Source organism: Methylobacterium sp. CB376 (assembly GCF_029714205.1).
Taxonomy (GTDB): Bacteria; Pseudomonadota; Alphaproteobacteria; order Rhizobiales; family Beijerinckiaceae; genus Methylobacterium.
The window spans coordinates 4,850,210-4,862,113 of record NZ_CP121648.1 but is presented as its reverse complement, the minus strand read 5'-3'; the positions used below and the strand labels follow the sequence as shown (position 1 = coordinate 4,862,113).

The following is an 11,904-nucleotide window of genomic DNA, read 5'->3' as shown; positions in this document are numbered from 1 at the left end:
CCGATGCCGCGTCTCCTCCCCGTCGCCCTCCTGCTGCTCCTCGCCTTCGCCCCCGCCGCCCGGGCGGTGCAGCCGAACGAGGTGATGGCCGACCCGCAGCTCGAGGCGCGGGCGCGCGACATCTCGGCGGGCCTGCGCTGCCTCGTCTGCCAGAACCAGTCGATCGACGATTCCGACGCGCCGCTCGCCCGCGACCTGCGGCTGATCGTGCGCGAGCGCCTGCGCCAGGGCGACGACGATCAGGCCGTGGTCGACTACGTCGTGCGGCGCTACGGGGAATTCGTGCTGCTGCGGCCCGTCCTGGCGTGGCACACGGCCGTGCTCTGGCTCACGCCCCCGGCGGTGCTCGCCCTCGGCGGGCTCGGCCTGTGGCTGCGCGCCCGGCGCCGCCGGCCCGCGCGGCCGGCCTCCCTGTCGCCGGAGGAGGAGGCGGCCCTCGCCGAGCTCACGAGGCCGCGCTGAGCGCGCGGTCTCCCCGCCGGGCGCCCGCGGCCCAGACCACGCGGTCGCGGCCGAGGCGCTTGGCCTCGTAGAGCGCCGCGTCCGCCCGCGCGAGAAGCCGCTCCAGGCTGGTGCCGCCCCGGGCAGCGCCGACGCTCACCGTGATGCGCAGGCCCGGCTCGCAATCCGGCCGCAGCGCCGCGACCGCCCGCCGGATCGTCTCGGCGATCGGGCCGGCCGCGGCGTCGGCGGGGAGCAGGCAGGCGAATTCCTCGCCGCCGAGCCGCGCCAGCACCGCCTGGGGCGGCAGCAGCGCCTGGGCGGCGGCGCAGAAGCCGACCAGCACCGCGTCGCCGATCGCGTGCCCGTAGGTGTCGTTCACGCGCTTGAAGTGGTCGAGGTCGAACAGCAGCAGCGTCGCCCGCCCGCTCGCCAGGAGGGAGGCGGCCCGCACCTCCAGGCCGCGGCGGTTGCAAACGCCGGTGAGCGGGTCGGAGAGGGCGCTCAGCCGCTGCTCCCATTCGAGCCGCTCCTTGGCCAGCGCCATGAACAGGAAGGCGATCGCCACCGTGTAGAGCAGGGCCGCGAAGCAGAGCACCGCCACCCAGGGGCTGACCAGCGGGTTCCCGGCGGGGACCGGGAAGGTCAGGGTGGCCGGGATGCGCACGGCGTAGAGCAGCGCCTCGCTCCCCACCACCGCGGCGGCGGGCGCGCGCGAGACCAGCGGCTCGTCCCGCCCTCGCCAGATCTCCCACGCGGTCAGGCCGCAGAGCAGGGCGGCGGCGCCGGAGGCGCCGACGATCCGCGCGGTCATCGAGGCGTAGAAATCAGGTACCGCGCAGGCGGCCAGCCAGAGGAGCGGCGCGGCGAGGAGCGCGGCCGGGGAGGTCCCGCGCCCTTCGAAGCTGCGGGCGCCGCTCCAGATCAGCGCGTAGGCGCCCAGCATGATGGCGTTGGCGAGCCCGACCGACAGCGCGTCCGGGATCAGGCCGCGCCCGGAGATCAGCGCCGAGCCCGCGGCCCCGAGGAGATGCGCGAAGCCCCAGATCGCCAGGGCCCGGGTCTGCCGCGCCTGCCGCCACGACAGCAGGAACAGCAGGCCGACGATCAGCGTGACGAACATCGTCACGAGCATCAGCGTCGCGGCATCGAGCACCATCGGCAGGCGAGTATCCTTGCGTGCAGGATATCAACAATACAATCCCGCCGCCGAGACAACGGCTCCGGCCGCATTTCCGAGCGATCCGGGGCGCGGGCCGGTGGTTTTCGCGGCAACGATGCCGCGGTGCATCGGCCCCGGCCGCAGGCGCGCCGGCCAGGCTCCCTCGCCCGCGCGGCGCTTGAGCGAAGCCGAACTCCGCATGGCGACGCAACCCGTCGGATGTCGGATCACGACGCGAGGTCGAGATCGGGAGGCGGCCCGACGCGGTCGGGATCCCAGGCGACGCGGTTGCGACCGCCGCGCTTTGCGCGGTAGAGCGCCCGATCGGCCCTGGCGATCAGGCATTGAAGCTCCGAACCGCCCCGCGCGGCGCCGATGCTCGCCGTCACGTGCAGGTCCGGCGCGCGCTCCAGGCGCAGCGCCGCCACGGCCCGCCGGATCGCTTCGGCGATCTCCCCCGCCCCCTCCCCGTCCGGCAGCAGGCAGGCGAATTCCTCGCCGCCCAGGCGCCCGATCACCGCCCGCGGCGGGAGACACCCCGGCATCGCGGCAGCGCAGGCGACGAGCACCTCGTCCCCGACCCCGTGCCCGTAGGTGTCGTTCACGCGCTTGAAGTGATCGAGATCGAGGAGGAGGAGCGTCGCCGGCCCGCCCGCCAGCACGCAGGCGGCGGCCTGCTCCAGGCCGCGCCGGTTGAGCGCCCCGGTGAGCGGATCGGTGAGCGCGCTGAGCCGCTGCTGCCATTCGAGCCGCTCCTTGGCCAGGGCCAGGAACAGGAAGGCCAGCGCCACCGTGTAGAGCAGGCCCAGCAGGACCAGGGCGCCCATCCCCGGGAGCGTGAGGGGATAGGGCTCGCTCGGCGGCCGCAGGGCGGTGAGCGGGATCCGGACCACGAAGAGGAGCGCCTCGCTCGCCGTCAGGGCGGCCGCCGGGAGGCGGGAGACGAGCGGCTCCCCGCGCCCGCGCCAGATCTCGCGCGCGGTGAGGCCGCACGGCACCGCCGCGAGGGCCGCGACGAGCATCACCCGCCCCGAGGAACTCGCCAGGAAAGCCGGGACCGCGCAGGCCGCGCACCAGAGGGCGGGGGCGGCCGCCAGGGCGGCGAGGGGCGTCCGGCGCCCCTCGAAGCTGCGCGCGCCGCTCCACATCAGGCCGAAGGCGCCCAGCATCAGCGCGTTCGCGAGGCCGATGGAGACCAGGTCGGGCAGCGTGCCCTGCCCCGCGAGGAGGACCGATGCAACCGCCGCGAGCAGATGCCCGACGCCCCAGATCGCGAGCGCCCGGGTCCGGGGCGCTTGGCGCCAGGACAGGAGGAACAGCAGGCCGACGATGAAACAGAGGCACGTCGCGACGGCCAGCAATGTCGCCACGTCGAGCATCGTCCGGTTCTCTCCACGTTCCCCAGCGTCCTGCAAGAAACATGGCAAAGATGAACATCCTTTATGCGGGCCGGATCGCCGGGGCCGCCGCCGCGACCGCCGCAGGGGGGCGCGGACGGATCCCGGGAGAGAGTTCGCCCTTGGGGCATGGACGGAGAGCGGCCGGCGGCGCGCCCGCCTCGCGAGTCGGCGATCGCAACAACCAATTCGCAACGTCGGGCGGGCAGAGTGACCGCGCGGAGTCGGGGCGGGCCGCGACCGGCCGGTGCTGCCGGCGTGGCGGCCGGCGGGTCGATGTCCGGGGAGGCGCTTCGGACCGGGCGGGGTGTCATGGTGCAGACGTCAGAACGGGTCAGCTCACCGGATTCCCGCCGGGCCGGACCGGCGCCCGTGCTCCTGCGGATCGCGGGCCGCTACCTTCTGCCGAACGGCGACGAGCATGCCTGCGAGACGCGGAGCCTCTCGCCGGCGGAGGCCGACCTGCTCGCCGCCGTGCCGGGGCTCCTCGGCGATCCGGTCACCATCTACCTCGACACGATCGGGGCGATCACGGGCGTGATCCGGTCCCTGACGCCCACCGGCTTCGTCGTCGCGATCGAGGTGTCGCCCGAGCGCCGCGCCCGGATCGCGGCCCGGCTCGACTGGCTGGCGGCGCGGGCGAACGGCCGCATCGACCAGCGCAGCGACGCGCGCATCGTGCCGGTGACCAAGGCCGTTGAGGTGAAGCTGCCGGACGGCGCGCTCCTGCCCGGCACCCTGATCGACCTCTCGATGTCGGGCGCCGCCGTGGCGATGGCGGCCCGCCCGGCCGTGGGCGCCACCGTCACGGTCGGCAAGCGCTTCGCCACGGTGGTGCGCCACCTCGACGGCGGCATCGCGGTCGCGTTCAAGCTGCCGTTCCGGCCCGAGACCTTCAACGACCAGGTCGTGCTGTGAGCCCGCCGTCCCGCGGGCCGTAGCCCGGTGGGTGCAGTCACGGTATGACGGGGCCTGCGACCACCTGCCGAGGTGTCGTTGCGCCACGCCACGGGAGGCGGTGATTTTTTCCGACAGCGCTTGGGGAACCGGCCTCGGCCTGTTCGCCGTCGTGTTCCTCGTCTTCGCGAACGGGTTCTTCGTCGCGGCCGAATTCGCCCTGGTGGCGGTGCGGCGCAGCCGGGTTCAGGAACTCGTGGCGGAGCGGAGGGCCAATGCCGCCGCCCTGCAGCGCGCGACCGATCACCTCGACGCGCATCTCGCGGCGACGCAACTCGGCATCACCATCTCGTCGCTCGCCCTCGGCTGGGTCGGCGAGCCGGCCCTGGCCCACCTGATCGAGCCGCTGCTGGCGTGGCTGCCCTCCCCCCTCGGCATCGCGAGCGCCCACGCGATCGCGGTCGCGATCGCCTTCGTGGTGATCACGGCCCTCCACATCGTGCTCGGCGAACTGGCGCCCAAGAGCCTCGCCCTCCAGCGCAGCGAGCGCACCGCCCTGGTGGTGGTGCGCCCCCTGCGCCTGTTCCTGATCCTGTTCCGGCCGGCCATCGCCTTCCTGAACGGGCTCGGCAACGGCGTGCTGCGCCTGTGCGGCCTGCAGCCGGGCACGGGCGAGGATTCGCTGCACTCGCCCGCCGAACTGACCCTGTTGGTGGCGGCGAGCCAGGAGGCCGGGCTGATCCAGGAGGCGCAGCAGGAGGCGGTGGCGAGGATCTTCGGGATCGGCGAGCGCCGCATCAGGGACATCATGACCCCGCGGCACGAGGTCGATTGGGTCGATGTCGAGGAGCCGCGGGAGGCGATCCTCGACTCGGTCCGCGCGTGCCGCCACGAGGCCCTGGTGGCGAGCCGCGGCGAGATCCACGAGATCGTCGGCGTGCTGCGCAAGCAGGACATCCTCAACCAGATCCTGGACGGCGCCGAGCCGGACATTGCCGGGCTGGTCCGCGAGCCGATCGTCGTCCACGAGGCGATGCCGATCCTGCGGGTGCTGGAGACCTTCAAGGCCAAGCCGGTCCGGATGGCGATCGTCGTCGACGAGTACGGCAATCTCGAAGGGATCGTGACGCAGACCGACCTGCTGGAGGCGATCGCGGGCGACATTCCGGACGCCGAGGACGAGGAGCCGATGGTGGTCGAGCGCCAGGACGGCTCGCTCCTGATCGACGGGATGATGCCGGCCGTGGAGGCCTTCGAGCGCCTCGGTTTCAGCCAAGCTCCCGACACCGACGAGTACTCGACCCTCGCCGGCTACGTGATCTCCGAACTCGGCCGCATCCCGACCGCCGGCGACACGTTCGAGCGCGAGGGCTGGCGCTTCGAGGTGGTCGACATGGATGGCCGCCGGGTCGACAAGGTGCTGGCGGAGCGGCCCTCGCCGTGACGGAAGACCGGTTGCACCGCAGCGCGGCGGACCTATTTGTGACGTCGGGCGGAGCCCGATCCGACGCCGGGGAAGCGCGGTCACCCGCCCGATGGGACGAGAGAGGCGACGATGAGGATGTCTTCGTACCGGACCGTGCTGCTCGCGGGTCTGCTGGCCGTATCGCCGCTGCTGGCCTGCGGGGCGGCCGAGGCCAAGCCGAAGGCGGGAAACCGCACGATCACGGCGGTCGACACGGATTCGGACGGCACGATCGACCTGACCGAAGCCAAGGCGGCCGCCACCAAGGTCTTCGAGGCGGCCGAGAAGGACAATGACGGCACGGTCGACGCCACGGAGCTGAAGGGCCGGCTGAGCCGCAAGGAGCTGAAGGCGGCGGACCCGGACAATGACGGCACCCTCACCAAGGACGAGTACCTCGCCCTGGTCGAGGCGCGCTTCAAGGCGGCGGACCCGGACACTGACGGCACGCTCGACGCCAAGGAACTCGCCACCCCGGCCGGCAAGGCGCTCGCGCGGCTCCTGAAGTAAGCCGGCGCCCCGCTCGGGAGAGTGGGCGCGGGCGTGAGCCCGGCGCCCCGTCCGCCTCAGTCGCAGCGCTCGCTGCGCACCGTCTTCGAGTCTCCGAACTCGTTCTCCTTGCGGACGGTCTTGGTCTCGCAGCCGCCGACCGACCCGGTGCTCTCGACCGAGCGCTTCTCGATCACGGTCGAGCGCTCGACCGGGGGCGGGTCGCGGCGGATGATCGTGACGTCCTCGGCGAGGGCCGGGCCCGCCGCGAGGGCGGTGGCGAGCGCGAGGCAGAGGCTGCGGATGCGCATGGGATGCTCCTGGGTCAAGGTTGTTCGACCGCTCAAACGTCGCCTTAGGCTCAACGGTTCCAGAGCGGGCGGGGCCCGGAGGGGGTGACCTTCCGAAAACAGCCCCAATCCGCTGGCAGGGGATGGGCGCACGCCCCGTCTCAGGGAGACCCCACGGGTGACCCGCGCCGCTCCGCTCGACACCCCGGCCGCGACGGCTCGACGCCGTCCGTCCCAGGCCTCCCCCGGCCTGATCCCGCACCACGTCTGGTTCTGGGTCGCCATGCTGGCGCTCAGCACCGGCGCGGGGCTCGTGTACGACGCGCTCTTCAGCAACGGCATCCCGGTCGTCGCCGCGGTCTACGGCTTCTGCATCGGCGTGTGCGGCCTCCTCCTGGAGCGCGGCCTGCTGGTGCCGCGCCTCCAGGCCCGCTGCCGGCAGCTGCCCACCCTCCTCTACGTGCCCCTCGCCGAACTGGCCTATGTGGGGATGATCGCTCTCGGGCACGGGCTCGGCGGCCTGCTCGTGTGGGGCACGGGGCTCAGCCGCGACCGCTTCGTCGACGCCGTCATCCCCTCACCCCGCGCCCTCGTCTACGCCCTCGCGGTGTCGGCCCTGCTCGTCTTCGTGGTCCGCATGCGCGACCTGATCGGCGCCGAGGTCTTCGTCAACCTGATGATCGGGCGCTACCACCGGCCGGTCGAGGAGGAGCGCATCTTCCTGTTCGTCGACGTGGTCGGGTCCACCGCCTACGCGGAGACCCGCGGCGACCTGAAGGCGCAGGCGTACCTGTCGGCCGTCTTCGCGGCCGTCGCCGAACCCGTCCGCCGCTACCAGGGCTCGACGGACGACTTCATCGGCGACATGGCGATGATCACCTGGCCGATGGCCCGCGGCCTGCAGGATGCGCGCTGCGTGGCCTGCGTGTTCGCGATTCGGGAAGCGCTGACGCGGGACTCGGCCGCGTGGCGCGAGCGGTTCGGCGTCGTGCCGGAGGTGCGCGCCGCCCTGCACGGCGGCTCGGTGGTCACCGCCGAGGTCGGGGTCGACCGGCACAAGATCGCGTATTTCGGTGACGCCGTGAACGTGACCGCGCGGATCGAGACCCTTTGCCGCACCCTGGACGCGCCCGTCCTGATCTCGGCCGATCTCCTCGACCTGCTGCCCCACCTGCCGCCGGGCGTGCGCGCGACGCCGCTCGGGCGGCACACCCTGCGCGGGCGGGACCAGACCCTGGCCGTGGCCTCCCTCGCCCGCGACGCGCTCCCCGAGGCGGCCGCCGCGGGATCCGGCGCGGCGGGACGGATGCGGGCCGCCCGCTGATTCACGGCGGCCGCGCGGCAGCGGCGCGGAGCCCGGCCCGGCCGCCGGCGCCCGGCGCGCCGAAGATGAGGCCAAGCTTCGGCGCGCCCGCGGGGCGCGGTGCGCCCGCGACCGGCCCCCGCTCCAAGTTCAACCCCTGTGCTCGGCGCCGCGCCGGACGACGCCGGACCGGCGCGTCGTGGCCGGATCCGGGCGCGACGCCGCGGCGACTGGAAGTTCCGGGCCGACCGCAATAACTTATGTGAAAGACTACATTCTGGTTCGTCGGGACCGGTGTATAGGTTTTTTTCCACACATGCCGCGATCGCTCGCCCGCCGGCCGCGGCGATCCCGCACAATGGCACGGAGGGACCGCGGCGCGGAGCGCGGCCATCCTAAAATGGTCCGCCCTTCCGCCGATGACGCCCGACCTTGGCTAGATCGGCTCAGCTGAGGTGGCGACGACAGAATCGGGCGACTTACATACGTTGCGACATGGCCACGCTGATGCGCGCGCGCAGCCTAAGCTGGGAATACTATGGGAGTCGTTCTAGTACCCTCTTGCGTGAACGCGGCGGACGCAATAGTCGGTTGATCTGGAAGAGACAGACCATCCCTGACGCAAGCGCACGTTATGTGGGGAACGTCTGTGTCTGAGCGCGTTGCATCCGGTACAGGGGATCGGCAGGATGAGTGAGAGTGAGGCGTCGACGGACTACATCGAATTGGCCGCCGACATTGTGTCGGCGTTCGTGAGCAAGAACTCGGTGCCAATGGCGGATTTGCCGGCGCTGATCGCCTCGGTTCACGAGACGCTCGGGCGTCTCGGCAAGGATCCGGCAGAAGAAAAGCCCGAACCTCTGACCCCGGCCGTGCCGATCAAGAAGTCGATCACCCCGGACTATCTCATCTGTCTCGAGGATGGGAAGAAGTTCAAGTCACTGAAGCGCCATCTGCGCAGCCGATATGGTCTGACGCCGGAGGAGTACCGGGCGCGGTGGAACCTTGCTCCGGATTATCCGATGGTGGCGCCGAACTATGCGGCGGCGCGGTCCGAACTGGCGAAGACCATGGGTCTCGGCCAGCAGCGGCGGCGCACGGGGGGCGGCCGGCGCGACGGCGCCTGACCCGCTCCGCCGCCGCGGCCCAGCTAAGACGTTAATCCCAGTCAGGGCTCGGCCGATCGCCGACGAGGCAGTTCGTCGGCGAGGCGGCCTGGGTCCGCCGGAGGGGCGCGGCGGCGCCCCGCTCGGCGACCTCGCGCACGATCTTCACGCGGATCGCCTCGGCGAATTGCTCGCGCTCCCGCACCGGGATCATGAAGCTGCCCGGGCCGCCGATCACGCAGTCGCGGTAGTAGAGGTCGAGGTCCTTGATGTCCCAGGGGCCGGACGGCTCGCGGATCATCAGCGGCAGGCCGTTGATGGTGATGCCCCTGTCGACCGCGTCGTCGCGGGCGCGGGTCACGGGCCGCCCCTGGTTGTTGGGCCCGTCGCCCGACACGTCGATCACCCGCCGCAGCGGCGCGAAGCCGCCATGCGACAACAGCCCGACCGAGAAGTCGATGGCGCTGGCGATCGAGGTCCAGGTCGAGCGGCGCGGCGGGCTCTGGGCGAGGCGCTCGGCGAAGGAGGCGGCCTCCTCGGGCGAGCCGATCAGCGTCCAGGGCACCACGACGCGCTGGTTGCCGACGCCGGCCCATTCCACGTAGGTCACCGCGATGCGCCCGATCTGGCCGAGGCCGACCGCCCTCTGCACCACCGCCGAGCGGAAGGCCTCCACGTAGCCGCTGCGCTGGACCAGCTGCTCCTCCGCCGTCATCGAGAGCGAGACGTCGACGGCGAGGACGAGGGCGACGTCGACCTCGACCGGCGCCTCCGCGCTGCGCCCGACGGCGCAGCACAGGAGCAGGGCGAGACAGGCGAGGCTCGATCGCCGCATCGGGGGCTCCCTCGGCCGGGCGCGGAGTCGCGGGGCCGGAGCGGCGAGCATCGGAAATGGCCGGAAGCCGCGCAAGGGAGCCCACCGCCCTTGCGCTGATCGGTCCCGGGCGAAAGACGCCTGTGGATGGCCGCCCGGATCCGCGCCGGTTTAGGGCGCCCGCAGCCCCGCCCGGCCAGATTCCCGCCCGAGGAGCCCGCATGGCCGCGCCGCGCAGCATCGCCGATCTCGCCTTCTGGCCCGTGGTGGCCGGCACCCTCGCGAGCCTGTGGATCGGGCGGGCGGCGCTGGCGGCGGGCGGCCTCGCGCTCGCGGTCATCCTGGTCCGCCGCCTCGGCCGCGGGCGCCGCTTCCGGCGACGCGCGCGCGCCCTCGTCGCCCGGCACCGGGAGGTGCTCGCCCTCCGCCGCCGCCAGGAGAGCTACCTCGACGCCTACGACAACCTGATCCTCGACGGGTGGGAGCGCGAGCGCGCCTACTACATCGCCCGCACCCTGGTGCCGCGGCTGGAGGCGGAGGGCTACGCCGACCTGATCCCCGAGCGCCGCGCCGACCTCGTGGCGATCGTGGAGGCGGCCTCGCTGGCGCCGGCCGGGCCCGAGGAGGAGCTGCCCGACGACGGGATCGCCTACGAGCGCTACTGCGCCGCGCTGCTGGAGCGCGCCGGTTGGGCCGCGCGCGCGACGCGCGCCTCGGGCGACCAGGGCGCCGACGTGATCGCCGAGCAGCGCGGCGTGCGCCTCGTCCTGCAGTGCAAGCGCTACACGAAGCCGGTCGGCAACGCCGCCGTGCAGGAGGTGGTGGCGGCGCGCAGCTACTGGAGCGCCGACTGGGCGGCGGTGGTCTCGAATGCGGGCTTCACCCCGGCCGCCCGCAAGCTCGCCGCGGCGACCGACGTGCTCCTGCTCCACCACGACGACCTCGCGGTGCTGGAACTGGACGAGGGCTGATCCGGGATCCGGTCGATCGAAGCGGATCCCGGATCACGCGCCCGCGCGGCCCTTGCCCGGAGCCCACATCCGCCATCCGCAAGGGACCCATCGGATCACGAGCCCGCCGGCGCCTGAGCGAAGCCCAGGATCGTGAGGCCGCACGGTAATGGTCCTCACGCCCTCTCGGCACGAGGGAGGGGTGGGTGCCACCAAGGGGCCGAACGGATCGCCGGACAACGGCATCGCACGCCCGGCCCGACGGGAGCGCACGGCCCCTCGTCGGCCGCTGCGCGCGGGCGGACGCGATCCGATCGCTGGGCACGCCTCCCCGATTGAGGCCCGCTGCGATCCCGTCGCGCCCGCGGCCGCCGCGCCGTCCCTCCGTGATCGCGTCGACCATCCGAACGGCCGATCGATGACGCAAAGTCTACGATATAGTCTCTTAGACTTCGGTTCGACCGCCGACGCACCACCGCTTTATCCGCGGTCATTCTGCTTGTACTCGCCGATAAGGACGGCATCAAACTCCCGATAAGGCGGAGACTCTGACAGCCCATCAAGGATCGATCAAGCTTTTAATCTCATTCTCGGGGCGCAACGAGGCCGTGTGCGACCACGAACTCTGCGTCTGACGTGAGGAATTCGGCATGATCGAGGTGTCCCCCGTGCGTGTCCGACGCGCCGTGCCCGGCTGGCGCAGCGATGCGCGAGGCACGATCGGGATCATGTTCGCCGGGATGATGCCGGCCGTGCTGCTGGCGATCGGGTGCGGCATCGATCTGCAGAGGGCCCTGGCCTACCGCGGCAAGGTCCAGGCCGCCCTCGACGGCGCGGTCATGGCGGTGGTCGGCAACACCAGCTTCGACGCGGATTTCGGCCGCCAAGCCTTCAAGACCAGCGCCAGCTTCGCCTACGCGCTCGACGGCGCCGCGCCCGGAAGCGACCCGCTGACGATCACGCGCCTGACCTTCACCCAGAATCCCGACGGGACTGTCACCGCCGAGGCGACCGCCACGATGAGGACCACCGTCGTCTCGATCATCGGAGTGCGGTCGCTCGACCTCTCGTTCAGATCCACCGCGAAGGGAACCACGACCCTCAAGATCTCCACCATCACCTTCAAGGTTCTGTCGGCGCAGGGCGCATTCGACAAGGACATCTACTTCTTCACGCGCGACGGCAACGGCAATCTCCTCAGCGAGAGCCTAGTCCTGCAATATGATTACAACTATCCTGCCGGGGGAACCGCCACAAAATCCTACAATCCGCCGCCTCCACAGACCTTCACTCAGCCGGTCAGCAACTACAAGACGTACGGCTTCAAGATGGTCGTCTACAAGGACCCGAGCTATCGCGGCCTGCACGTCAACCCGTCCGTCTACTACTCAGACAGTTCGAATTCGTCCCAGTGGATCAGGATCCAGGGCAAATGCTACGACCCCGGCGGCTCGACGCAGTACTGGGAGGATGGCGGCGATTTCAACTACCAGGATTTCGTCTACTCCGTGACCTGCACGACCACGAACAAGGTCGACCGGGACGTGCGGCTGGTCGAGTGACGGCAACGGTCATCGGCCCTGATGGCCG

12 protein-coding genes are annotated in these 11,904 nt (G+C 71.8%); 8 read left to right on the top strand and 4 right to left on the bottom strand.

From position 1 onward, the window contains the following. The first annotated feature begins 3 nt into the window (after positions 1-3). Positions 4-462, top strand: a complete 459-nt coding sequence (locus QA634_RS22230) for a cytochrome c-type biogenesis protein (protein ID WP_012334161.1) — start codon at positions 4-6, stop codon at positions 460-462. Here QA634_RS22230 and QA634_RS22225 read toward each other — a convergent pair. Together QA634_RS22225 and QA634_RS22220 are read right to left on the bottom strand one after the other, a co-directional pair. Beyond that, on the bottom strand, positions 446-1,600 hold the full coding sequence (locus tag QA634_RS22225; RefSeq protein ID WP_012334160.1) for a GGDEF domain-containing protein: 1,155 nt from the start codon (positions 1,598-1,600) through the stop codon (positions 446-448). The genes QA634_RS22230 and QA634_RS22225 overlap by 17 nt on opposite strands. 230 nt (positions 1,601-1,830) lie before the next feature. Next, entirely contained in the window at positions 1,831-2,982 is a 1,152-nt protein-coding gene (locus QA634_RS22220) for a GGDEF domain-containing protein (protein ID WP_012334159.1), read from the bottom strand. A 390-nt stretch (positions 2,983-3,372) separates the two neighbouring features. On the opposite strand from QA634_RS22220, the gene QA634_RS22215 reads away from it, so the two are divergent. The 3 genes from QA634_RS22215 to QA634_RS22205 all read left to right on the top strand — a co-directional run bounded on the left by QA634_RS22215 (position 3,373) and on the right by QA634_RS22205 (position 5,872). Then, the gene (locus tag QA634_RS22215; protein WP_018259828.1) at positions 3,373-3,918 is read left to right on the top strand and encodes a PilZ domain-containing protein; all 546 of its coding nucleotides are present in this window, start codon (positions 3,373-3,375) and stop codon (positions 3,916-3,918) included. Between the two features lie 100 nt (positions 3,919-4,018). After that, entirely contained in the window at positions 4,019-5,341 is a 1,323-nt protein-coding gene (locus QA634_RS22210; RefSeq protein WP_012334157.1) for a hemolysin family protein, read from the top strand. Between the two features lie 111 nt (positions 5,342-5,452). Next, a complete protein-coding gene (locus tag QA634_RS22205) occupies positions 5,453-5,872 on the top strand; it encodes an EF-hand domain-containing protein (protein ID WP_012334156.1) in 420 nt (139 codons plus the stop codon). A gap of 56 nt (positions 5,873-5,928) precedes the next feature. Here the strand turns inward: QA634_RS22205 and QA634_RS22200 are convergent, their stop codons facing one another. Then, positions 5,929-6,162 carry a hypothetical protein gene (locus tag QA634_RS22200; RefSeq protein WP_012334155.1) on the bottom strand — a complete coding sequence of 78 codons (234 nt, stop codon included), beginning with the start codon at positions 6,160-6,162 and terminating at the stop codon, positions 5,929-5,931. Between the two features lie 229 nt (positions 6,163-6,391). Between QA634_RS22200 and QA634_RS22195 the strand changes: the two genes are divergently transcribed. Together QA634_RS22195 and QA634_RS22190 are read left to right on the top strand one after the other, a co-directional pair. Further along, positions 6,392-7,465: an adenylate/guanylate cyclase domain-containing protein gene (locus QA634_RS22195; protein ID WP_026190476.1), complete on the top strand. Its 1,074-nt coding sequence runs from the start codon at positions 6,392-6,394 to the stop codon at positions 7,463-7,465. 668 nt (positions 7,466-8,133) lie between these two features. Further along, on the top strand, positions 8,134-8,571 hold the full coding sequence (locus QA634_RS22190) for a MucR family transcriptional regulator (protein ID WP_012334153.1): 438 nt from the start codon (positions 8,134-8,136) through the stop codon (positions 8,569-8,571). Positions 8,572-8,602: 31 nt separating this feature from the next. On the opposite strand, the gene QA634_RS22185 is transcribed toward QA634_RS22190, so the two are convergent. After that, on the bottom strand, positions 8,603-9,385 hold the full coding sequence (locus tag QA634_RS22185) for a DUF1194 domain-containing protein (protein WP_012334152.1): 783 nt from the start codon (positions 9,383-9,385) through the stop codon (positions 8,603-8,605). Positions 9,386-9,585: 200 nt separating this feature from the next. Between QA634_RS22185 and QA634_RS22180 the strand changes: the two genes are divergently transcribed. Together QA634_RS22180 and QA634_RS22175 are read left to right on the top strand one after the other, a co-directional pair. Then, positions 9,586-10,335 carry a restriction endonuclease gene (locus QA634_RS22180; RefSeq protein WP_012334151.1) on the top strand — a complete coding sequence of 250 codons (750 nt, stop codon included), beginning with the start codon at positions 9,586-9,588 and terminating at the stop codon, positions 10,333-10,335. 629 nt (positions 10,336-10,964) lie between these two features. After that, on the top strand, positions 10,965-11,876 hold the full coding sequence (locus QA634_RS22175; protein ID WP_012334150.1) for a TadE/TadG family type IV pilus assembly protein: 912 nt from the start codon (positions 10,965-10,967) through the stop codon (positions 11,874-11,876). Positions 11,877-11,904: the final 28 nt, after the last annotated feature.

Excerpts from the sequence above, each read along its gene's own strand:
- QA634_RS22220 (WP_012334159.1), bottom strand. The coding sequence starts at position 2,982 with ATGCTCGACGTGGCGACATTGCTGGCCGTCGCGACGTGCCTCTGTTTC.
- QA634_RS22175 (WP_012334150.1), top strand. The coding sequence starts at position 10,965 with ATGATCGAGGTGTCCCCCGTGCGTGTCCGACGCGCCGTGCCCGGCTGG.
- QA634_RS22185 (WP_012334152.1), bottom strand. The coding sequence starts at position 9,385 with ATGCGGCGATCGAGCCTCGCCTGTCTCGCCCTGCTCCTGTGCTGCGCC.
- QA634_RS22205 (WP_012334156.1), top strand. The coding sequence starts at position 5,453 with ATGAGGATGTCTTCGTACCGGACCGTGCTGCTCGCGGGTCTGCTGGCC.
- QA634_RS22180 (WP_012334151.1), top strand. The coding sequence starts at position 9,586 with ATGGCCGCGCCGCGCAGCATCGCCGATCTCGCCTTCTGGCCCGTGGTG.
- QA634_RS22190 (WP_012334153.1), top strand. The coding sequence starts at position 8,134 with ATGAGTGAGAGTGAGGCGTCGACGGACTACATCGAATTGGCCGCCGAC.
- QA634_RS22225 (WP_012334160.1), bottom strand. The coding sequence starts at position 1,600 with ATGGTGCTCGATGCCGCGACGCTGATGCTCGTGACGATGTTCGTCACG.
- QA634_RS22230 (WP_012334161.1), top strand. The coding sequence starts at position 4 with ATGCCGCGTCTCCTCCCCGTCGCCCTCCTGCTGCTCCTCGCCTTCGCC.
- QA634_RS22200 (WP_012334155.1), bottom strand. The coding sequence starts at position 6,162 with ATGCGCATCCGCAGCCTCTGCCTCGCGCTCGCCACCGCCCTCGCGGCG.